At 57.8% G+C, this 18611-nt stretch carries 20 protein-coding genes; 14 read left to right on the plus strand and 6 right to left on the minus strand.

The annotated features are described in order from the left end of the window. The first annotated feature begins 90 nt into the window (after positions 1 to 90). The 6 genes from ACFFIY_RS01000 to ACFFIY_RS01025 all read left to right on the plus strand — a co-directional run bounded on the left by ACFFIY_RS01000 (position 91) and on the right by ACFFIY_RS01025 (position 5467). Positions 91 to 1056 (plus strand): PstS family phosphate ABC transporter substrate-binding protein, encoded by a 966-nt coding sequence (locus tag ACFFIY_RS01000; protein WP_354197483.1) that lies wholly within the window; start codon positions 91 to 93, stop codon positions 1054 to 1056. A 39-nt stretch (positions 1057 to 1095) separates the two neighbouring features. After that, a complete protein-coding gene (gene pstC / locus ACFFIY_RS01005; protein WP_354197485.1) occupies positions 1096 to 2043 on the plus strand; it encodes a phosphate ABC transporter permease subunit PstC in 948 nt (315 codons plus the stop codon). A gap of 1 nt (position 2044) precedes the next feature. Beyond that, positions 2045 to 2950: a phosphate ABC transporter permease PstA gene (gene pstA / locus ACFFIY_RS01010; RefSeq protein ID WP_376837136.1), complete on the plus strand. Its 906-nt coding sequence runs from the start codon at positions 2045 to 2047 to the stop codon at positions 2948 to 2950. A gap of 19 nt (positions 2951 to 2969) precedes the next feature. Next, positions 2970 to 3803, plus strand: a complete 834-nt coding sequence (pstB, locus tag ACFFIY_RS01015; RefSeq protein ID WP_354197487.1) for a phosphate ABC transporter ATP-binding protein PstB — start codon at positions 2970 to 2972, stop codon at positions 3801 to 3803. A gap of 13 nt (positions 3804 to 3816) precedes the next feature. Further along, the gene (phoU, locus tag ACFFIY_RS01020) at positions 3817 to 4464 is read left to right on the plus strand and encodes a phosphate signaling complex protein PhoU (protein ID WP_354197489.1); all 648 of its coding nucleotides are present in this window, start codon (positions 3817 to 3819) and stop codon (positions 4462 to 4464) included. 205 nt (positions 4465 to 4669) lie between these two features. Continuing rightward, entirely contained in the window at positions 4670 to 5467 is a 798-nt protein-coding gene (locus ACFFIY_RS01025) for an ABC transporter ATP-binding protein (protein WP_354197491.1), read from the plus strand. Between the two features lie 53 nt (positions 5468 to 5520). Here the strand turns inward: ACFFIY_RS01025 and ACFFIY_RS01030 are convergent, their stop codons facing one another. The 4 genes from ACFFIY_RS01030 to ACFFIY_RS01045 form a co-directional block, all read right to left on the minus strand. Beyond that, entirely contained in the window at positions 5521 to 6858 is a 1338-nt protein-coding gene (locus ACFFIY_RS01030; protein WP_354197493.1) for a CitMHS family transporter, read from the minus strand. A 124-nt stretch (positions 6859 to 6982) separates the two neighbouring features. Beyond that, on the minus strand, positions 6983 to 7669 hold the full coding sequence (locus ACFFIY_RS01035) for a response regulator (RefSeq protein ID WP_354197495.1): 687 nt from the start codon (positions 7667 to 7669) through the stop codon (positions 6983 to 6985). Beyond that, a complete protein-coding gene (locus ACFFIY_RS01040) occupies positions 7666 to 9291 on the minus strand; it encodes an ATP-binding protein (RefSeq protein ID WP_354197497.1) in 1626 nt (541 codons plus the stop codon). Before ACFFIY_RS01040 ends, ACFFIY_RS01035 begins: the two co-directional genes overlap by 4 nt. Positions 9292 to 9413: 122 nt before the next feature. Then, positions 9414 to 10724 carry a purine/pyrimidine permease gene (locus ACFFIY_RS01045; RefSeq protein ID WP_354197499.1) on the minus strand — a complete coding sequence of 437 codons (1311 nt, stop codon included), beginning with the start codon at positions 10722 to 10724 and terminating at the stop codon, positions 9414 to 9416. A 221-nt stretch (positions 10725 to 10945) separates the two neighbouring features. Between ACFFIY_RS01045 and ACFFIY_RS01050 the strand changes: the two genes are divergently transcribed. The 6 genes from ACFFIY_RS01050 (at position 10946) to ACFFIY_RS01075 (ending at position 15192) form a co-directional block, all read left to right on the plus strand. Continuing rightward, positions 10946 to 11401: a MarR family winged helix-turn-helix transcriptional regulator gene (locus tag ACFFIY_RS01050; RefSeq protein ID WP_354197501.1), complete on the plus strand. Its 456-nt coding sequence runs from the start codon at positions 10946 to 10948 to the stop codon at positions 11399 to 11401. After that, the gene (locus ACFFIY_RS01055) at positions 11398 to 13062 is read left to right on the plus strand and encodes an MDR family MFS transporter (RefSeq protein WP_354197503.1); all 1665 of its coding nucleotides are present in this window, start codon (positions 11398 to 11400) and stop codon (positions 13060 to 13062) included. Before ACFFIY_RS01050 ends, ACFFIY_RS01055 begins: the two co-directional genes overlap by 4 nt. A gap of 186 nt (positions 13063 to 13248) precedes the next feature. Beyond that, positions 13249 to 14028, plus strand: a complete 780-nt coding sequence (gene nadX / locus ACFFIY_RS01060; RefSeq protein WP_354197505.1) for an aspartate dehydrogenase — start codon at positions 13249 to 13251, stop codon at positions 14026 to 14028. Positions 14029 to 14047: 19 nt separating this feature from the next. Then, a complete protein-coding gene (locus ACFFIY_RS01065) occupies positions 14048 to 14533 on the plus strand; it encodes a tetratricopeptide repeat protein (protein ID WP_354197507.1) in 486 nt (161 codons plus the stop codon). Positions 14534 to 14563: 30 nt separating this feature from the next. Then, a complete protein-coding gene (locus tag ACFFIY_RS01070; protein ID WP_376837138.1) occupies positions 14564 to 14758 on the plus strand; it encodes a DUF6980 family protein in 195 nt (64 codons plus the stop codon). Between the two features lie 89 nt (positions 14759 to 14847). After that, positions 14848 to 15192 carry a cell division protein FtsK gene (locus tag ACFFIY_RS01075; RefSeq protein WP_354197509.1) on the plus strand — a complete coding sequence of 115 codons (345 nt, stop codon included), beginning with the start codon at positions 14848 to 14850 and terminating at the stop codon, positions 15190 to 15192. Positions 15193 to 15328: 136 nt separating this feature from the next. Here ACFFIY_RS01075 and pgeF read toward each other — a convergent pair whose 3' ends face one another. Continuing rightward, a complete protein-coding gene (pgeF, locus tag ACFFIY_RS01080) occupies positions 15329 to 16126 on the minus strand; it encodes a peptidoglycan editing factor PgeF (RefSeq protein WP_354197511.1) in 798 nt (265 codons plus the stop codon). A 167-nt stretch (positions 16127 to 16293) separates the two neighbouring features. Between pgeF and ACFFIY_RS01085 the strand changes: the two genes are divergently transcribed. Both ACFFIY_RS01085 and bioB read left to right on the plus strand, forming a co-directional pair. After that, positions 16294 to 16902 (plus strand): biotin transporter BioY, encoded by a 609-nt coding sequence (locus ACFFIY_RS01085; protein WP_354197513.1) that lies wholly within the window; start codon positions 16294 to 16296, stop codon positions 16900 to 16902. 5 nt (positions 16903 to 16907) lie between these two features. Continuing rightward, positions 16908 to 17900, plus strand: coding sequence for a biotin synthase BioB (gene bioB / locus ACFFIY_RS01090; protein WP_354197533.1), 993 nt, complete (start codon positions 16908 to 16910; stop codon positions 17898 to 17900). Between the two features lie 54 nt (positions 17901 to 17954). Here the strand turns inward: bioB and ACFFIY_RS01095 are convergent, their stop codons facing one another. Further along, the gene (locus tag ACFFIY_RS01095) at positions 17955 to 18581 is read right to left on the minus strand and encodes a LysE family transporter (RefSeq protein WP_354197515.1); all 627 of its coding nucleotides are present in this window, start codon (positions 18579 to 18581) and stop codon (positions 17955 to 17957) included. Positions 18582 to 18611 lie beyond the last annotated feature (30 nt).

The following is an 18611-nucleotide window of genomic DNA, read 5'->3' on the forward strand; positions in this document are numbered from 1 at the left end:
ACAATCATTTACCTTCCGTTCATGCCCGCTCAACAACCCCCCGTTAAAGTAGAACCTGCAAACAATACAAACCACAGGGGGAACAAACTCATGAAAAGCTGGAAATACTATCTCGGTTTGACGGCGGTCGGCTCTGCATTGCTGCTCGGGGCTTGCGGTGGAACCACTGTGGAGAAGGACGCTGCGGCCGAGACCGGAACTGCCGGCGCTTCCCGGGAAGCCAAGGTGGAAGGCAGCGTTGCCGGAGACGGATCAAGCACCGTCGCGCCGATCATGGAGGCCCTCGTTGAGGAATACACCGCGACCGGGACGGACGTGAACGTCACCGTCGGCGTGTCCGGAACAGGCGGCGGCTTTGAGAAGTTCGCAGCCGGCGAAACGAAATTCTCCAATGCCTCCCGTCCGATCAAAGATGAAGAAAAGCAGAAGCTGGAAGAAGCGGGCATCGACTATACGGAATTCCTGCTCGCCTACGACGGGCTGACGGTCGTCGTCAACCCCGAAAATGACTGGGCGGAGAATCTCACCGTCGAGGACCTGAAGAAAATCTGGATCGAAGACGGCACGAAGAAAAAATGGTCGGATATCAATCCGGAGTGGCCGGAAGAGGAAATCGTCTTCTATGCACCGGGCACCGACTCCGGAACTTACGACTATTTCAATGAAGTGATTCTTGAAGAGGAAGATATGGTGAAGGATGCCATGCTGTCCGAAGACGACAACGTCCTCGTCCAGGGTGTGCAGAGCGATAAAAACGCCATCGGCTTTTTCGGCTACGCCTACTATGTCGCCAACCGGGACTCCCTGAAAGCGGTCGCCGTCAACGGGGTCGGGCCGGACAGCAACACAATCGAATCCGGAGAGTACGAGCCGCTGTCCCGTCCGCTCTTCACCTATGTGAGCAATGCAGCACTCGCCGATGATGCGGCCACCCGCAACTTCTTCGACTTTGTGCTCGGCAATGCCGGGGACATGGCAGAGTCGGTCGGCTATGTGAAACTGCAGGATGAGGACTATGAAAAAGGAAAAGAAGTGCTTGCCCGGTTCGAAAAGTAACGCCCGAATTGATTCCGCCATGAAAACAGGAGGTGCGCAATGGGAAAGCAGGCAACTGGAGAACGGTCGTCCGTCCAACAGATGATTGCAAAGTCGGCGGGCAACAAGCGAAAGCGTGCAGCGGAGCGGGCCGTTCCCGCCGTCCTGTTCCTGATCGCGGCGGTGTCGGTGCTGACGACCGCCGGGATTGTCGCCACGCTTGTCGCCGAGACCCTCACGTTCTTTACAAAAGTGCCGTTCAGGTCGTTCATCTTCGGCACCGAGTGGCTCCCGTTTTCAAACAAGGACCCGCAGTTCGGCATCCTTCCGCTCGTCGCGGGGACGCTCAAAGTCACGCTGATCGCCGTGATCACCGCCGTTCCGGTCGGGCTGTCGGCGGCGGTCTACCTGAGCGAATACGCCTCGGACGGCGCCCGCCGGATCATCAAGCCGGTGCTCGAAGTACTTGCAGGGATCCCGACGATCGTCTACGGTTTTTTCGCCCTGACATTCGTCACGCCGCTGCTTCAGTCGGTGATCCCGGGCCTGAAGGTCTTCAACGCGCTCAGCCCGGGCATCGTCGTCGGCATCATGATCATCCCGATGATCGCTTCCCTGTCCGAGGACGCCATGTCGGCCGTGCCGAACCCGGTCCGCGAAGGGGCGCTGGCGATGGGGTCGACCCGGTTTGAGGTCGCGGTCAAGGTCGTGCTCCCGGCCGCCCTGTCCGGCATCCTCGCGTCTGTCGTCCTTGCCGCTTCCAGGGCAATCGGCGAAACGATGATCGTGTCGCTTGCCGGCGGGTCGACGCCGAATCTTGACGCCGGATTCACCGGCTCCATCCAGACGATGACCGCCTATATTGTCCAGGTGGCGACGGGCGACGCCGGTTACGGCACCCCGGTCTACTATTCCATCTACGCGGTCGGATCCACGCTGTTCCTGTTCACCTTGCTCATGAACTGGGCCGCACACCGCATCGCGAAGCGATTCAGGGAGGCGTATTGAGATGAGGATCACCGAAAGGCAACCGGTCCGCCCGCTCATGGACCCGGAGGCCGTGGAAGGGCGGATGAAGGCAAGAAAAGCCGCTGACCGATTGTTCAGGATGCTGTTTCTGACCTCCACGCTGCTCGTCCTCATGGTGCTCGGCGTCCTGTTCTACCGGATTTTATCGCAGGGACTGGGAAACCTGACGCCCGCGTTTTTCGAAAACTTTGCTTCCCGGATGCCGGAAAAGGCAGGCATCCGGGCCGCGCTCACCGGATCGCTCTGGCTGATGGCCGTCGTTGCGCCGGTCTCGATGATCCTGGGAGTCGGAACAGCCGTTTATCTGGAGGAGTATGCGAAGAAAAACCGGTTGAACGACTGGGTCCGGATGAACATTTCCAATCTCGCAGGGGTGCCGTCGGTCGTGTTCGGCCTGCTCGGCCTGACGGTTTTTGCAAGGGCGCTCGCTCTCGGCAACAGTATTTTAGCAGCAGGGCTCACGATGAGCCTGCTGATCCTGCCGGTGATCATCGTCGCATCGCAGGAGGCCATCCGGGCAGTGCCGCGGGATCTGCGCGAAGCTTCCTTCGGCATGGGGGCGACCAAGTGGCAGACCATCGTCCGGGTCGTCCTGCCGGGTGCGGTGCCGGGCATCCTGACAGGCAGCATTCTCGCCCTGTCCCGGGCGATCGGAGAGACGGCGCCGCTCATCGTGCTCGGGGTCCCGGTGATCATCCAGTTCCTCCCGGCAGGCGTGCTGGACACGTTCACGGCGCTGCCGATGCAGATCTACGACTGGGCAAAACGTCCGCAGGCCGCTTTCCAGGAAGTCGCGTCCGCCGGCATCATTGTCCTGCTGATCCTGCTGCTCGCCATGAACTCCGCCGCCGTCCTGATCCGCAACAAGTTCCGCAACAGATACTGACCGAACAGGAGGAAACGAAATGGTGCAAATGATCGAACGGACCCGTGAACGGGCGGGACTGAAAGCAATTTCCAGGCCGCCGGAGCTTGCGGATGCGCGGCCGCTCGTCTTCGACACGAAGCGGCTTAATCTGTGGTACGGCAATCACCATGCGCTGAAGAATATTGACCTGCCGATCCGGGAAAATGAAGTGACCGCGATCATTGGCCCGTCCGGATGCGGCAAATCCACTTACATCAAAACGCTGAACCGAATGGTCGACCTCATCGGCGGCGTCCGGACGTCGGGAGAGATCATTTATCGCGGACGCAACATTCTGGACAGGGGATTTTCCCCGGAAGAACTGCGCACGCGCGTCGGGATGGTGTTTCAGAAGCCCAATCCGTTCCCGAAGTCGATCTATGACAATGTTGCCTACGGTCCGCGCATCCACGGGATCCGCAGCAAAAAGCTCCTGGATGAGATTGTCGAGAAGAGCCTGCGCGGCGCCGCGATCTGGGAGGAAGTGAAAGACCGGCTGAAGGCGAATGCCTGCTCGCTCTCGGGCGGCCAGCAACAGCGGATCTGCATCGCCCGGGCGCTTGCCGTCGAGCCGGATGTCATCCTCATGGACGAGCCGACCTCCGCACTGGATCCGATTTCGACTTTGAGGGTCGAGGAGCTGGTGCAGGAACTGAGGGACGATTATTCAATCGTGATCGTCACCCACAACATGCAGCAGGCTGGACGGATTTCCGGCCGGACGGCGTTTTTCCTGAACGGGGAAGTGATTGAATACGACGAGACCGGAAAGATGTTTTCCAACCCGGAAGACAAGCGGACGGAAGATTACATTTCAGGCCGGTTCGGCTGAAGGAGGAGTGCGGATGAGAGGGACGGAAAGCGTCAGAAAGACATTCGACCAGGAACTTGCGGCCCTGAAGCAAACGCTGTTGCGGATGGTGGATCTTGCAGAGCGGGCACTTGACGACTCGGTGACGGCGCTCAAGGAACAGAACCTGCTGCTTGCCAGGGTCGTCATCGACAGCGACGTTGAAATCAACCGCCTTGACGAGGAGATCAACAACTGGGTGATCGGGCTCATCGCCCGCCAGCAGCCTGTGGCGACCGATCTCCGGAAAGTCATCACCGCGCTGAAAATCTCGACGGACGTGGAGCGGGTCGGCGACCTGGCCGTGAACATTGCCAAATGCACGCTGCGGATCGGCGACGAACCGCTCATCAAGCCGATCGTCGACATCCCGAAGATGGCGGCGATCGTCCAGGACATGCTCAACAAGGCATTTGACGCCTATGACCTGGAAGACCCGAAGCTCGCGCTGGCCATCGCCGAAACCGATGGCCGGGTCGACCGGCTGTACGAAGAACGGATCCGGGAACTCATGCAGATCATGGCCCTCTCCCCGCGCCGCGTGAACCAGATCACCCAGCTCGCTTTCATCTGCCGCAGCCTGGAGCGGGTCGGGGACCATGCGGTGAACATGTCTGAAAGCATTATTTACTTGACGAATTAACAGCCGGAAGGTCGAATGTTAAGCAAGATGGCCTGAACGTTAAGCAAACCGGCTCGAATGTTAAGAAAGCCCTCCCGCCCAGGAGTTACTAAAAAAATCAGCATTTCATATTTTCAACGTCCTCCCCGTGCCGGGAGGGCTTTTCGCATTGCCTGGAATTGGTGTACAATCGTTGAAAGTCAGAAAAGTGAGAAGGGGATGTTTGATGATTCTGGAGCTGGAGAACGTTTCCCGGAAGCGCGACGGCCGCTGGGTGCTGAAGGACATCAGCTGGCGGGTGGAGAAGGGGGACCACTGGGTGCTGTACGGCCTGAACGGTTCGGGCAAGACATCCCTGCTTGAACTGATCAATGCCTACCTGTTCCCGACGGAAGGAACGATCCGCGTGCTTGGGATGGAGTTCGGCAAGACGTACCTTGCGGAGCGGCTGAGAAGCCGGATCGGCTTCGTCTCTTCATCCATCGGCCAGAAAATCCGTCCCGACGACAACGCCTATGAAGTCGTGCTGAGCGGCGCGTTTGCCTCGATCGGCCTGTTTGAAGACACGGACGCCGAGACGGACCAAAAAGGCGTGGAGATTCTCCGGGAACTCGGCTGCCTGGATTATGCCAACCGGAACTTCCATACGCTGTCGCAGGGGGAAAGGCAGCGCATCCTCATCGGCCGGGCGCTCATGGCCGATCCGGAGCTCCTCATTCTGGATGAGCCGACGAACGGGCTGGATTTCATCGCCCGCGAAGAACTGCTTGAATCGGTCGCCCGGATCGCCCGGCGACCGGACGGCCCGGCGATTCTGTATGTGACGCATCACGCAGAGGAAATTCTCCCCGAGTTCAATAAAACCCTTCTGCTGAAAGACGGACGGGTCTTCGGATCCGGGAACACCGCCGATCTGATCAATTCTGAATGCCTCTCCGGCTTTTTTGGGTTGTCGGTCGAGGCAGATTGGCAGGCAGGACGGCCGACTCTGACAAAAAAGCGGGCCGAAGCGAGCCCGAAGTGAATCAAAAAAAACAGCACAGTCCCAAACCGGGCACTGTGCTGTTTTAGTTTTATTCAGATTGCGATAACCCCGAGCAGCACCGACACGAGCAGCAGGACGAGGGCGATGCCCCACATCCAGAAGAACGAGTAGCGGAGGTGCTTGCCCATCTCGAGTCCCGAGAGGCCGAGTGCGAGCCAGACGCCCGGTGCGAGCGGGGAGACGAACGTGCCGACGATGTTCCCGACGATCATCGAATAGGCGGTCGACAGGGAATCGATGCCGAAGCCCGAAGCGATCTGCTCGACGACCGGGAACAAGCCGAAGTAGTAGGCATCGGTGCTGAGCAGCAGATCAAACGGCAGTCCCAGCACCCCGATGATGATGTGCAGATACGGGGCAATCGCCGCCGGCAGCACGCCGACCGCATCGCCCGCAATGGCGTCCAGCATGCCGGTGCCGTTCAGGATGCCGAGGAACAGGCCGGCAGCCAGGATGATCGACGCCATCGTGAGTGCGCTCGGCGCGTGGGCGCGGATCCGGTCCATCTGATCTTTGACATTCGGATAGTTGACCGGAAGTGCGATGGCGACACCGATCATGAAGGCAAGCCCGGCGGGAACGATGCCCCAGACAAGAATGCCGATGACCGCAACCGCGAGGACGGCGTTGAACCAGATCAGCTTCGGCTTGGCAAGAGAGCCGGCATCTTCCGCCGTGTCCGCGCTGCCCGAGAACGGGTCGTCCGCAGGAACATCGAGCGCAGCCGCGGCTTCAAGAGAGCCATACTGCTTTGTGATCCGGCGCTGTTCCCGCATACCGAGCAGGACGGCGATGATCACCATGATGACGAGGCCGATGACCTGGACCGGGATGAGCGGGCGCCACAGTTCGGTGACGTCCATTTCAAGAACTGAAGCGACCCTGCCGAGCGGGCCGGCCCACGGCAGCATGTTCATGATGCTCGCCGCGCCGCCGACAAGCAGGAGCAGGAGATACGGATTCATCTTCAGCCGCTTATAGACGGGCAGCAGAGCGGGAACCGTGATCAGGAAAGTGGAGGCGCCCGAGCCGTCCAGATGGGCAACCATCGCCACGAGGACGGTGACGAGGCTGACGATGACGACATTTCCTTTGGAGAAGGCGACCATCTTGTTGATCATCGGCTCGAACAAGCCGACGTCCTGGAGGATCCCGAAGAAGATGATGGCGAAGATGAACATGACGGCGACGGAAATGACGGACTTCACGCCATCATTGAAGAAGTCGCCGATTTCGGAGAAGGCGAATCCGGCGATCATCGCCCCGACGATCGGCGGCAGCACCATCGCGACAATCGGCGTCACGCGGCCGCTGATGAGCAGGGCGACGATGACAAGAATGATCAAAAAGCCGATCAGGCTGAGACTCAATTGAAAAACCCCCTATGATTGAATGCGTTTTCAGTAGTCTGAAAATAACACACCCGCGCAAGGGGGATAAATCTTCTAATGATAAATCAGATAGGTTCCATTAGCCGAATAAAGTTCATAAAATTCATTTCGGCATGTATTTCCTTTCGGGCCGGCCCACGGTCCCGTAAATGGATTTTGTCATGAGCAGGCCCTCGGATACGAGATATTCCAGGTAGCGGCGAGCGGTGGAACGGCTCGTGCCGATCCGTTTGCTCAGTTCGGCCGCCGTGATTCCGCCGATGGTTTCCTCCCGGAAAAGCCGGTTGATCTCGCCCAGCGTGATCGGATCGATCCCCTTCGGCAGTCCGGCTGCAACCGGGTCATTGTCTTCCTTTCGGACGGCAAGCCGGTCGATCTCTTCCTGGCTCAGGCGGATGCTGCCGGCAAGCCGTTCCCGGTAGGTCCGGTAGCGTTCGAGCGTCCGTTCAAACCGGCTGTCGTCAAACGGCTTGATGATCAGGTCGAACACGCCTCCGCCGAGCAGCTCCCGCACCGTCTCCCCCTCGTTCGCCGCGGTGACCGCGATGATGTCCGCCTGCGGGAACCGGCTGCGGATTTCACGGAAGAGTGCGGATCCGTCCACGTCCGGAATATAAAAATCAAGCAAGATCAGATCGGGCACATGATCCTCCAGGAGCCCGATCGCCTCCCTGCCGCTGCGGGCGATCCCGGTCACCCGGAATCCGTCCATCTTCTCCACGTAATGTCGATTCACTTCGGCGACACGGAAATCATCTTCAATAATGAAAACGGAATAAGCCCCATTCATCGATCTTCCCCCCTGTTTTTCGGAATACTGATGACGAAGCAGGCACCGCCCGATTCACCGTCTTCGATGAGCACTTCGCCGCCCACTCCGAGAATCGCCTCGCTCGCCAGGGCAAGCCCGTTCCCCCTGCCGTCCCCCTTCGTTGAAAAACCGGAGTTGAAGACTTTCCGTGCATCCTCTTCCGAGATCCCTTCCCCCGAGTCTTCGACTTCAAACAGCAGGTCGTCTCCGACATCGGTAAAGAAAAGCAGAACCCGGCGTTCTCCTTCATCATGGGACCGCACCGCATCAAATGCATTTTCAATGACATTGCCGAGTGCGGTCAGAAGAGCGTCCTGCACGCTTTCCGGGAGCGTTTCGGAAAGCCGGCTGAAGGGGTTGATCGAGAAATCGATCCCGAGCTCCTGGGCCTGGACCGATTTCCCTTGGAGGAGCGCCCCGATCAGCGGATCTGACACATGTTCCGACAGGAAGTCCATGCGGTTGCTCCGGATATTCTCTTCTTTTTTGATGAACTCCACGGCTTCTCCTGCCCGTCCGTGAACGAGCAGGCCGAGGATGACATGCAGTTTGTTGGAGTGTTCATGGGTCTGGGCGCGCTGGGCGTTCGCGTATTGCCGGATTCTCGAAAGCTCTTCGGTCATCTTCTGCAGGTCGCTTTTCTTCCGGAAAGTGATGACTGCCCCGTCACCGCCGCTCGTCAGCGGAACTTGGCTGACGAGGACGACCTGCCGTCCAAGCATCATTTCACGGTCTTCAATATGGTCTTGTAAATTGACGATGGATGGAAGGACGTCCCGGATCTGAATTCCCGTCTCGTGTTTTTCTCCTGACATGCCTTCTTCATCGAGGGCCCGCCGAGCAGCGGAGTTTGCCGTTGCGATCCGGCCGTTTCCGTCGACGGCGATGATTCCTTCCCGTACGGACTGGAGAATCGCTTCTTTTTGATCATAGAGCCGTGAAATCTCCTCGGGCTCCATGTTGCGGAGAAGGGACTTGATGTACCGGGAGATGAGGACGGCACCGGCGAGGCCCGCCAGGATGACAAACGCGAGCGTGTACCAGATCAAGCGGCTCTGGGATCGGGCAATCGCCTGTACATTGTCATTCAGGAAGCCGACCGACACGACCCCGACCACTTCGCCATCCGAGTACACGGGAACTTTTCCGCGGACCGACAGGCCGAGCGAACCTTCCTTTTTGGATATGTATGATTCGCCGGATTCCAGTGCCCGGTCATTGTCGCCGCCGACCATGCGTCCGCCGATCTTCGCAGCATCCGGATGGGAGTACCGGATTCCCTCACGGTTGCCGACAACGATAAACTCGGCACCGGTTTTTTTGCGGATCGGCTCAACGATCCCCTGGATGACCGGTGCCGGATCTTCAAGAAGGAAGGCCTCCTGCAGTTCGGGAATGTTTGCCGTTGCCTCGGCGAGTGCAAGTGCCCGCTTGCCGATTTGATCCTCAATGCTCTCCGAAAGAAAATGGCGGAGAAAAAGGCCGAATGCAAGGCAGATGACGATGACGAGCAGGCTGATCAGGACGATCATTCGCATAAGCAGGCTGACTCCGGGCTTGCCGGATCTGCCATCTGATTGGAATCGGGTGAATAAGTTCATGGGCTGACCTCTTTTTTAACGATGCGATGGAATAGAACGAAAGTTAAATTGATTATACATCAAAAAAGACAGACGGACCGGTGGGTTCGCCTGCCGGAAGGCCTGCTTGTTAGGAGTCGGACTTATTTTGCCCTCTTCTTTACGGTCGGCACTTTTTTTGTTGGACGCTGCAGCCTCAACAGCACCCTTTCCGCCGCCACGGCAATGATGGCACCGAGGACAAGGCCGTTGCTCAACACCGAAGTGAGGACCGGCGACATCGAGGCGAACGCATCCGTCGGGATGAACATCGTCCCGATGCCGGCGAACAGCGAAATTCCGGCAACCTGGAACAAAGCGGATTTATCCTCAAGCGATTCGAATTCCTGGAAGGCAAGGCTGATCGTGCTGGCAAACACCGGAAAGATCGCCGCGTATCCGACTGCCACCGGAATCGAAGAAACAAACGCGGTGAACGGCGGGAACAGGCTGATCACCACGATGAGAAGCGAGCCGAGGATGAACGGCAGGCGGGCGGAAATTCTGGTGGTGGCGATAAATCCGGCAGAGCCGGAAATGGCCACGGGCCCGATTGCCGAAAAAGTCCCGGCGAGCAGCTGATTCAAGCCCGATACGATGCCGGTCTGCCTTGTGCGGGACCGGTCGGCTTTCATGCCTTGACGCTCAAGGACCCCCTGGACAACCTTGACGGTCGCAAGCATGTTCGCGATCAGCAGAAAAGTGATGAAGGAGACCATCGGGATCACATCCGCTTCCATCCGCGGGATGCCAAATGCAAAAAATGCCGGGAGACTGAACAAATGCCCGGCGTGGACGACGGGCTCTGCGAGACCAAGCAGGGCAAACGCCGTCCATCCGAACACGATGCTTGCCAGCACCGAATATTGGCCGAATTTCGGTATCCTCCGGAAGGCATATGAAAATAGGATGATCAATACGGACAACAGGAGGATTTCCGAACTCACGCCCGCCGAACCGCTGCCCAGGCCGAACATGCCTTTCAGGAACGAGCCGCTCAGCTGGACAACCATGAGGATGAGATAAATGCCGGTGACCGTCGGCGTGAACAGGGCCGCCAGCTTTTCCACGAGCCCGAAGGCACTCAGGACAATGAAGATGCCGCCGCTTAGAAGGAAGGCGAATTGCAGGACACGGAGCGTCTCGGACGGAGATCCGAACAGGACGGTGCCGAGTCCCGCATACAGCGTGAACACGCCCCACCAAAGTCCGGCCGGCCCTTCCTGGATCGGAAGCCTGTGGCCGAAAAACGTCTGCAGCAACCCGGCGATGCCCAGCACAAACAGTGACCGCTGAACAAATGCAATCGCATCCGCCGGGTCCAGCCCGTAGGACGCCGCAATCGTCACCGGAATGACGACGCTGCTCATCAGGATGAATAACGCCCACTGAAGGGCAGGGAAAACCTGTTTCATGAGAACCTCTTCTTTCCGTTTGGAGCTAAAAAATCCTATTCTTTAGTATAACGAAATGATTCAAAGTGGCAAATGAGGATCCGGAGGAAACATGAAAACCACTGTCTCTCGCAAGCAAAATGAAAATCCGGACGGTTGACAGCAGTACCGAAAGTATTTATACTAATAAACTCTTTAATGATTGAAGTATTTAATGGATGAATTAATAAAGGAGGAATCCGATGGGCAACGAAGACAATCGCTTCGACAGATTCGAAGAGCTGTTCTGGGAAGTGACGAGGGGCATGGGCAAAGTGTGGGCCCGAATTTTTGATGCACAGCTGCCCGGATCACAGGCGTACCTCATCCACCAGCTGGAGCAGGAAGGCCGGGTGCGCATGTCCCGGCTCGCCGAATCCCTCCGTCTGACCGGCGGGGCGGTGACGAGCGCTTCCGACAAGCTGATCGAGCGGGGATTCGTCCGCAGGATCCGGGACGAAGAAGACCGGCGCGTCGTTTACCTGGAGATCACTGATGAAGGCCGCCGGGTGATCGGGGAGCTGCGTCAGCAAGGCAGGAAGGAAATGAAGCGCGTGTTCGGACTCTTGTCAGAAGAAGAGCTCGACACCCTCATCCGTGTGTTTGAACAGGCCGGCTGCTCGCTCGGAGAACTAAAGGAGGATACACAACAAGCATGAATCATTTATCAGATAAACAGAAAGTGACGATCATGATCGCCATCATGGTCGCAATGTTCTTCTCGGCGATCAACCAGACGATCATCGGAGTCGCCATGCCGCGGATCATCGCAAGCCTCGGCGGGATGGACTACTACACATGGGTGATCACGATTTACCTGTTGACGATGGCGGTGGCGACGATTCTGGTCGGAAAGCTGTCCGACATCTACGGACGGAAGCCGTTCCTTCTCGCCGGAATCGGGTTCTTCATGGTCGGGGCATTCCTGTCCGGCCTGTCGTCCTCGATCTTCCAGCTGATCATCTTCCGCGGCATCACCGGGATCGGCGGCGGGATGATCATGTCGACGGCCTTTACGGCGGTCGGCGACCTGTACCTGCCCCGTGAACGTGCCCGCTGGACCGGCCTCATGAGCGGGATCTTCGGGATTTCCAGCGTGCTCGGTCCGCTCATGGGCGGCTTCATCGTCGATCACCTCGACTGGCACTGGGTGTTCTGGATCTTCCTGCCGCTCGGCATCGTGGCGTTCGCCATGATCTTTAAACTCTTCCCGAAGGTACCGAAGCGAGAAGGCGAAACGATCGACTATTTCGGTTCTCTGTTCCTGACGATGACCATCGTCTCGCTGTTGCTCGCCTTTAGCCTCGCCGGCGAAGGCGCCGGCAAGTACGCATGGTCGTCGTGGCAGATCCTGGGACTGTTCGGCCTGACCGTTGCGTCACTGCTTGTTTTCATTTTCGTCGAATCAAAAGTGAAAACGCCGGTGCTTCCGCTGACGCTGTTTAGAAACGACATTGTGACCGTCTCGAACCTCGCGGGATTCCTGCTCGGGATGGGCATGATGGGCGTCATGATCTACACGCCGTTCTTCATCCAGGGCGTCAAGGGGATCTCGCCGAGCGGCTCGGGCTATATCATGATGCCGATGTCGATCGTCATGGTGTTCGCCACGACGTTCGCCGGCAACTTCATGACCAAGACGGGCAAATACAAGGGGCTCGCCATTTCAGGTCTCAGCATCACGGCTGTCGGAATCTTCCTGCTGTCCCTGATTGATGCGGCGACACCGGTCTATGTGCTCATCAGTTATCTGTGCGTCATCGGCATCGGCCTTGGCGCCAGCATGCCGGTCTTCTCGCTCACCGTCCAAAATGCCGTCCCGCTCCGCCAGCTAGGCGTCGCTTCCGCCTCCTCCCAGCTGTTCCGTTCGCTCGGCAACACGATGGGCATCGGAATCCTTGGGGCGGTCATGAGTTCAAGAATGACCTCCCGCATGCAGGATTCGTTTGCCCAGGGCGGAGAAGGCGCAGGCGCAATGGCCCAGCTCCCTCCAGAGCAGGCAAAGGAACTCGGCACGCTCATGAATCCGGAGATGTTATTGGATCAGCCGAAACTGGAACAGGCGCTCTCCGGCATGCCGTCCGACTTGAAACCGGTCGCCGAAGGCCTCGTCGCGTCCGTCCGCGATGTATTCAGCGACGCGTTGACGACAACGTTCCTCGCCGGCGGCATCATCATGGTGGCTGCCGTCGTGCTTGCCCTGTTCCTGAGGGCCATCCCGCTCGTCTCCGCTATGACTGCGGGAAAACCGGACTCTGCAGCCGCCGGAAAAGGAAACACTCCCGGCAAGGCGGAACCGGCCATCCAGAACGAAAAGTAAATCAAAGACGCCGTGCGCCTTCCGTGAAGGGATGCGCCCGGCGTTTTTATGTTTCGGGAAGCGGCTTGCATGCGCCGGGGTTGATTGATAGGGTGGATTTATAGGGCGAGTGAGACGCTACTGGGCCCGAGTGAGACGCAAATGGGCCTGAGTGGGACGCTTTCAACCGGAAAGGGGACGGGAAGCATGAAAATCGGTGTGTTGGGAACAGGGAACATCGCGGCTTATCTGCTGGAGTGCATCAATGACAAACAGCTCGTCGACGGGGAGGTCACTGCGGTCTGCGGACGGAACCGGGAAACGGGAGCAGGGCTTGCGGAGCGGCACGGTGTCCGGTTTTATGAGAACTTCGAGGAGTTCATCCGATTGGACGTTGACGTGGTGATCGAGGCGGCGGCGATCGAAGTGGCGGCCGCCCGCGCCGTCGATGTCCTGATGAACGGGAAAGACTTCATTGCCAGCAGCATCGGGGCATTCAAGGACGCCGGTTTTCTGGAAGAGGTGAAGACAGCCGCACAGAAAACCGGACGGTCGGTCCACCTTCCGTCCGGAGCGATCGGCGGACTGGATTTATTGAAATCCGCGAACGCGATCGGCGGGCTGGAGAAGGTGAGGATCACGACAAGGAAGTCGCCGGAATCACTCGGGCTGGGGCCGATGGACGAAGAACGGCTGCTGTTCGAAGGATCCGCCGGCGAGGCGATCGGCAAGTTTCCCAAAAACATCAACGTCGCGCTGCTTCTGTCTCTCGCCGGGCTAGGCACAGAGAAGACGGAGGTCCGCATCATCGCCGACCCCGCCGCCAAGCGCAACACTCATCTGATCGAAGCGGGCGGCAGCTTTGGCGACATGGCGCTCACCGTCGAAAACAAGCCGATGCCCGGCAATCCGAAAACAAGCTACCTTGCCGCGCTCAGCATTTTGTCTGTCCTTCAGAACAAGGGCAATCCGGTCGTCATCGGTTGAAAAGGAAGGGAGAAAGCAAATGAAGGATCACCTTGAACAGGCCCGCCTCCTCGGAAAAGCGGGCCGGCTGGAGGAAGCCGGTGAACTGCTCGTCCGGCTGGCGGCAGATCACCCCGACGACGCGCAGATCCAATTCGAGTGCGCCCGGAGCCTGGACCGGACAGGAAAAGAGGCGGCCGCCGTTCCTTACTATGAACGGGCGATATCGCTCGGCCTGCCGGAAAACGAACAGAAGGACGCTTATCTCGGCCTCGGGAGCACGTGGCGCACGCTCGGCCGATACGACCGGTCCATTGCCGTGCTGGAGGAAGGGAGCAGCCGATTCCCCGAAGACCGTGCGCTGCAGGTGTTCCGGGCGATGACCCTTTACAACCTGGGGAAACACCGGGAGGCGATGCGCCTGCTTTTGCTGAACCTGGCAGACACCTCACTTGATGGCGAAATCCAAAAATACGCACCGGCCATCCGGTTCTACGCCGGGCATCTGGACCGGGTGTGGGAATGAACACAGGTCTTATTCCAAAAAGGAGTTTCCATGAAAACACATTGTTGCGACGAGATGAATGACCAAGCCAACTTCACATGCGAGATACATGAGGAGTTGTTCGACTGCCCGGATCAACTCATCTATTACGGTGAAGAGGATCATGATTACGGATTGATCATCCATGATGGAGGCTCTTCTTGCATCCAGATTACTTTTTGTCCCTGGTGCGGTTCGGCGCTATAGAACTGATTTGCCCAATCGATCGCACATAGGCAAATTGATGATCAAATCATTGCTGCAAAGTCATAAAAACGGAGGGACAGGGGGTTGCCATGACTGCATTCAGAAAACTGATTGCCTTCCTGAATCGGATAAAAGAATTCGATGTTTGGGGAGACAAGAAAAACTTGTCCGAAGAAGAAAGAGCGTACTTAGACAAATGGCCAAAACAAAACCCCTTCGGTTTGATCGGGCTGGTTCTTGGGGGAGCGGCATTTGCGTTTGGGCCGCAATTCGGTTGGATTCCGGTGGCCGCACTGGTCTTTTGCATCTTGACGCTGTTTACGTTCGACAAGAAAACGGAGGACAACATTTGGCCGTTTTATCTGGGCATCACGCTCTCGCTCATCGGGCTTTATATGTTTATTGCCGGAGAAGTGCATCAACTGGTGCTCTGACCGGGGGCAATGTCTTATACAAAAGGCTCCAACGCGCTAACCTTTTGGCAGCAGACGCCAACTTCATGTTGGCGCCGGCTGAGGCAATGCCCGCGGTAAGCGAGGGCCTGCAACGGAAATCAGCACTTTTCACTTTTTAGCGTTCCTCGGTACCGTGGCCTCCGGTTCCAGGAGTTTCGGTCCTCACAATCCAGCTTAAATGCCGCCCCGCTTTCTTGTCCTCTCGGTAGGAGAAGCCGCCGGGGCTTTTGTACGTACAGGACCGGTCGATGGCAATACGGCCGGGCGGGATGCCCGCCATGAGCAGCTGCGTTTCCACCGTTTTCTGGTTGTCGATGTGCCATTTGCCGGTCTGACCGTTGAACCGGATGAAGTCATCCGCGTAGCCGAGCGACCGGAACCGCTCATAGACATCCCGGTCGACTTCGAATTTCTCCTGGCTGAGGGCAGCGCCGATCCGGACCCGGAAGTCGAGCGGGTCCAGACCCTCTTCTTCGGTCAAATGCCTGAGCAGCTTCGGTGTGATTTCCTTCACGGTCCCCTGCCAGCCCGAGTGGACGGCGCCGACTAGGCCAGCGGCTTCATTCCAGAGAAGGACCGGCACACAGTCCGCGGTCAAACTGCCGAGCACGATGTTTGGTTCGTACGTATAGAGCGCATCGGTGTCGGGAATGGCATCCTCCGTTGTTTCTGCACCCCGTCCGCGGTCTTCCTCAGCCACCCGGTGGAAGTTGGCGCTGTGCGTCTGGCGGCCGCAGACGAACCGGCCGAGGGGAACGCCGATTTCCTTTGCCAGCTCCCGCCGATTCTGGAGCACGTCCTGCGGATTCAGGCACGCATGGAGGCCCATGTTGTTTTCTTCGGGCCGGCGTGCATCTTTCATCGTCATGCCGGCCGCAATGTTTCCTTCTTTCACATACATTCGCATGGTCATCACCTGCTTCTATCATATCCAAATCCGAGACTTCCCGCATGTGAAAATCCCGGTAAGAGTAAACCGAAACAAAAATACTGTTGACACAAAAGAGGAGCTTCCTTAATATTTTAACTGTTAACCTGAAACAAAATTAAGTTTACTCATTTTAGGAAAGGAAGATTCTCATGCACCAGGCTACAGTCAGTCCCAAATCCCGGTGGCACGCACTGGACCTTGTCCACTGCGCCCTGTTCGCCACACTCATGATGATCGGCGCGAACATCACCTCATTCGCTCCGTTCTTTGTGGTCGGCGGCGTGCCGATCACGCTCCAGACCTTCTTCGCCGTGCTTGCCGGGCTCATGCTCGGAAGCCGGAAAGGCGCAATGGCCTGTACGGTTTACATGCTCGTCGGGCTGGCGGGGGCGCCTGTGTTTGCACGCTTCAGCGGGGGCGTCTCTTCGATTGTTTCCCCGAACTTCGGATTCATCATTTCCTTCATCATCGCCGCATGGGCCGCCGGGAAAATTGTGGAACGCTACCGGACGGTGCCGGCCTTCATCATGGCGGCGCTCGTTGCCACGGCGATCAACTACCTGTTCGGCACGAACTGGATGTATGCGGCGTACATGCTTTGGTCGGGCGCGCCTGACGGTTTCTCCTACGGCATGGCGTGGCTCTGGCTGATGCCGCCGCTGCCGAAGGACATTGCACTCGCTGTGCTCGCCGGGCTGTTCGCCCACCGGATGGACAAAGTACTGAAATTGATCCCCGCACAACCGAAGAAAGGATGATGGAGATGAATTGGCAGGGACTCGCAAACCAAGTGATCAAAGGAAATGAACTGACGGATGCGGAGGCAATGGCGATTCTGACATCAGATGACGATGAACTGCTTCCGATTCTGGACGGGGCGTTCACCATCCGCCGGCATTACTTCGGCCGGAAAGTGAAGCTCAACATGATCATCAACGCGAAGAGTGGCTACTGCCCGGAAAACTGCGGCTACTGCGCACAGTCCCGCGACTCCACGGCACCGATCGACAAATACCCGTTCATCACGAAAGAACAGATCCTCGAAGGTGCCAGGCGGGCCCATGAAAATAAGATCGGCACTTACTGCATCGTCGCCAGCGGCCGCGGCCCGACGACAAAAGATGTCCGCGTCGTCAGTGAAGCCGTCGAGGAGATCAAGGAGAAATACGGCCTGAAAGTGTGTGCCTGCCTCGGCATTCTGAAGGAAGAACAGGCAGCCAAGCTGAAGGCGGCCGGGGTCGACCGCTACAACCATAACCTGAACACATCAGAACGCCACCATGAGTTCATCACGACTTCCCACACGTACGACGACCGGGTGGGCACGGTCGAAACGGCCAAGCGCAACGGCCTGTCCCCGTGTTCCGGCGCGATCGTCGGAATGAAGGAAACAAAAGAAGACGTGATCGACATCGCCCGCTCGCTGCGCGTGCTTGATGCAGACTCGATTCCCGTGAACTTCCTCCATGCCATCGACGGCACGAAGCTCGAAGGGACGAACGAGCTGAACCCGCGCTACTGCCTGAAAGTGCTCGCGCTGTTCCGCTACATCAATCCGACCAAGGAAATCCGAATCTCCGGCGGACGCGAAGTGAACCTCCGCTCGCTCCAGCCGCTCGGCCTGTACGCCGCCAACAGCATCTTCGTCGGCGACTACCTTACGACAGAAGGCCAGGAAGACAACAGCGACTTCCGGATGCTCGAAGATCTCGGCTTTGAAATCGAACTCACCGAAAAACAGGCGGAACTCGTCTGAATGTAAAAAGGCTTGCGGGAACCGTTTGAGGTTTCTGCAAGCCTTTTTGAATGATCAAAGCGCCGTCTTGATCCCGAACCCGACGAGCAGGGCACCTGCGGATTTCTGGAAGATGTTCTGGAAGCGGGAGTTGTTCAGCCAGCGCTTTGCATGATCCATGATGAAGACGAGAAGGAAGAACCAGGCGACCGCAAGCCCGGTCAGGATGAGTCCGAGGATGATGAGCTGCTCGTTCACGTTTCCTCCGAGATTAAGGAACTGCGGCATGATCGTCACGTAAAGCAGCACCGTCTTCGGGTTAAAGATATTGCTCAGCATGCCCTGGCGGAACGATTCCTTGTGATGGGAACCTGCACCGACCGCATCACCGGCGCCTTCCTCCACTTCATCAAGGGAGAAAAAGCTTTTGGAAAACAGGCTTTTGATGCCGAGGAAAATCAGATAGGCGGCTCCGAGGTAGCGGATGACATTGAACATGACGACCGATTTGGCGATGATGACCGCGAGGCCGAGCACGGCGATGAGCGTCCAGAACAAGAGGCCCGTCGCCATCCCGAGCGTAGAATACCGGCCGGCCTTTGTGCCGTGGCTGAGTGTATTGCGCACGAGCAAAATCGTGTCCGCACCGGGCATGACGACCATCATGAGGGCAATCGGAATATAGCCAAGGAGTCCGTCCATCTGAAAAACCTTCTTTCTGAATTGAAGTAT

It is taken from the genome of Bhargavaea ullalensis (assembly GCF_042432615.1).
In the GTDB taxonomy this organism is placed as follows: Bacteria; Bacillota; Bacilli; order Bacillales_A; family Planococcaceae; genus Bhargavaea; species Bhargavaea ullalensis.

Excerpts from the sequence above, each read along its gene's own strand:
- ACFFIY_RS01070 (WP_376837138.1), top strand. The coding sequence starts at position 14,564 with ATGAAAACACATTGTTGCGACGAGATGAATGACCAAGCCAACTTCACA.
- ACFFIY_RS01075 (WP_354197509.1), top strand. The coding sequence starts at position 14,848 with ATGACTGCATTCAGAAAACTGATTGCCTTCCTGAATCGGATAAAAGAA.
- ACFFIY_RS01035 (WP_354197495.1), bottom strand. The coding sequence starts at position 7,669 with ATGAATGGGGCTTATTCCGTTTTCATTATTGAAGATGATTTCCGTGTC.
- ACFFIY_RS01065 (WP_354197507.1), top strand. The coding sequence starts at position 14,048 with ATGAAGGATCACCTTGAACAGGCCCGCCTCCTCGGAAAAGCGGGCCGG.
- ACFFIY_RS01040 (WP_354197497.1), bottom strand. The coding sequence starts at position 9,291 with ATGAACTTATTCACCCGATTCCAATCAGATGGCAGATCCGGCAAGCCC.
- bioB (WP_354197533.1), top strand. The coding sequence starts at position 16,908 with ATGAATTGGCAGGGACTCGCAAACCAAGTGATCAAAGGAAATGAACTG.
- ACFFIY_RS01055 (WP_354197503.1), top strand. The coding sequence starts at position 11,398 with ATGAATCATTTATCAGATAAACAGAAAGTGACGATCATGATCGCCATC.
- ACFFIY_RS01050 (WP_354197501.1), top strand. The coding sequence starts at position 10,946 with ATGGGCAACGAAGACAATCGCTTCGACAGATTCGAAGAGCTGTTCTGG.
- nadX (WP_354197505.1), top strand. The coding sequence starts at position 13,249 with ATGAAAATCGGTGTGTTGGGAACAGGGAACATCGCGGCTTATCTGCTG.
- ACFFIY_RS01045 (WP_354197499.1), bottom strand. The coding sequence starts at position 10,724 with ATGAAACAGGTTTTCCCTGCCCTTCAGTGGGCGTTATTCATCCTGATG.
- ACFFIY_RS01085 (WP_354197513.1), top strand. The coding sequence starts at position 16,294 with ATGCACCAGGCTACAGTCAGTCCCAAATCCCGGTGGCACGCACTGGAC.
- ACFFIY_RS01025 (WP_354197491.1), top strand. The coding sequence starts at position 4,670 with ATGATTCTGGAGCTGGAGAACGTTTCCCGGAAGCGCGACGGCCGCTGG.
- pstC (WP_354197485.1), top strand. The coding sequence starts at position 1,096 with ATGGGAAAGCAGGCAACTGGAGAACGGTCGTCCGTCCAACAGATGATT.
- pstB (WP_354197487.1), top strand. The coding sequence starts at position 2,970 with ATGGTGCAAATGATCGAACGGACCCGTGAACGGGCGGGACTGAAAGCA.
- pstA (WP_376837136.1), top strand. The coding sequence starts at position 2,045 with ATGAGGATCACCGAAAGGCAACCGGTCCGCCCGCTCATGGACCCGGAG.
- pgeF (WP_354197511.1), bottom strand. The coding sequence starts at position 16,126 with ATGACCATGCGAATGTATGTGAAAGAAGGAAACATTGCGGCCGGCATG.
- ACFFIY_RS01095 (WP_354197515.1), bottom strand. The coding sequence starts at position 18,581 with ATGGACGGACTCCTTGGCTATATTCCGATTGCCCTCATGATGGTCGTC.
- phoU (WP_354197489.1), top strand. The coding sequence starts at position 3,817 with ATGAGAGGGACGGAAAGCGTCAGAAAGACATTCGACCAGGAACTTGCG.
- ACFFIY_RS01000 (WP_354197483.1), top strand. The coding sequence starts at position 91 with ATGAAAAGCTGGAAATACTATCTCGGTTTGACGGCGGTCGGCTCTGCA.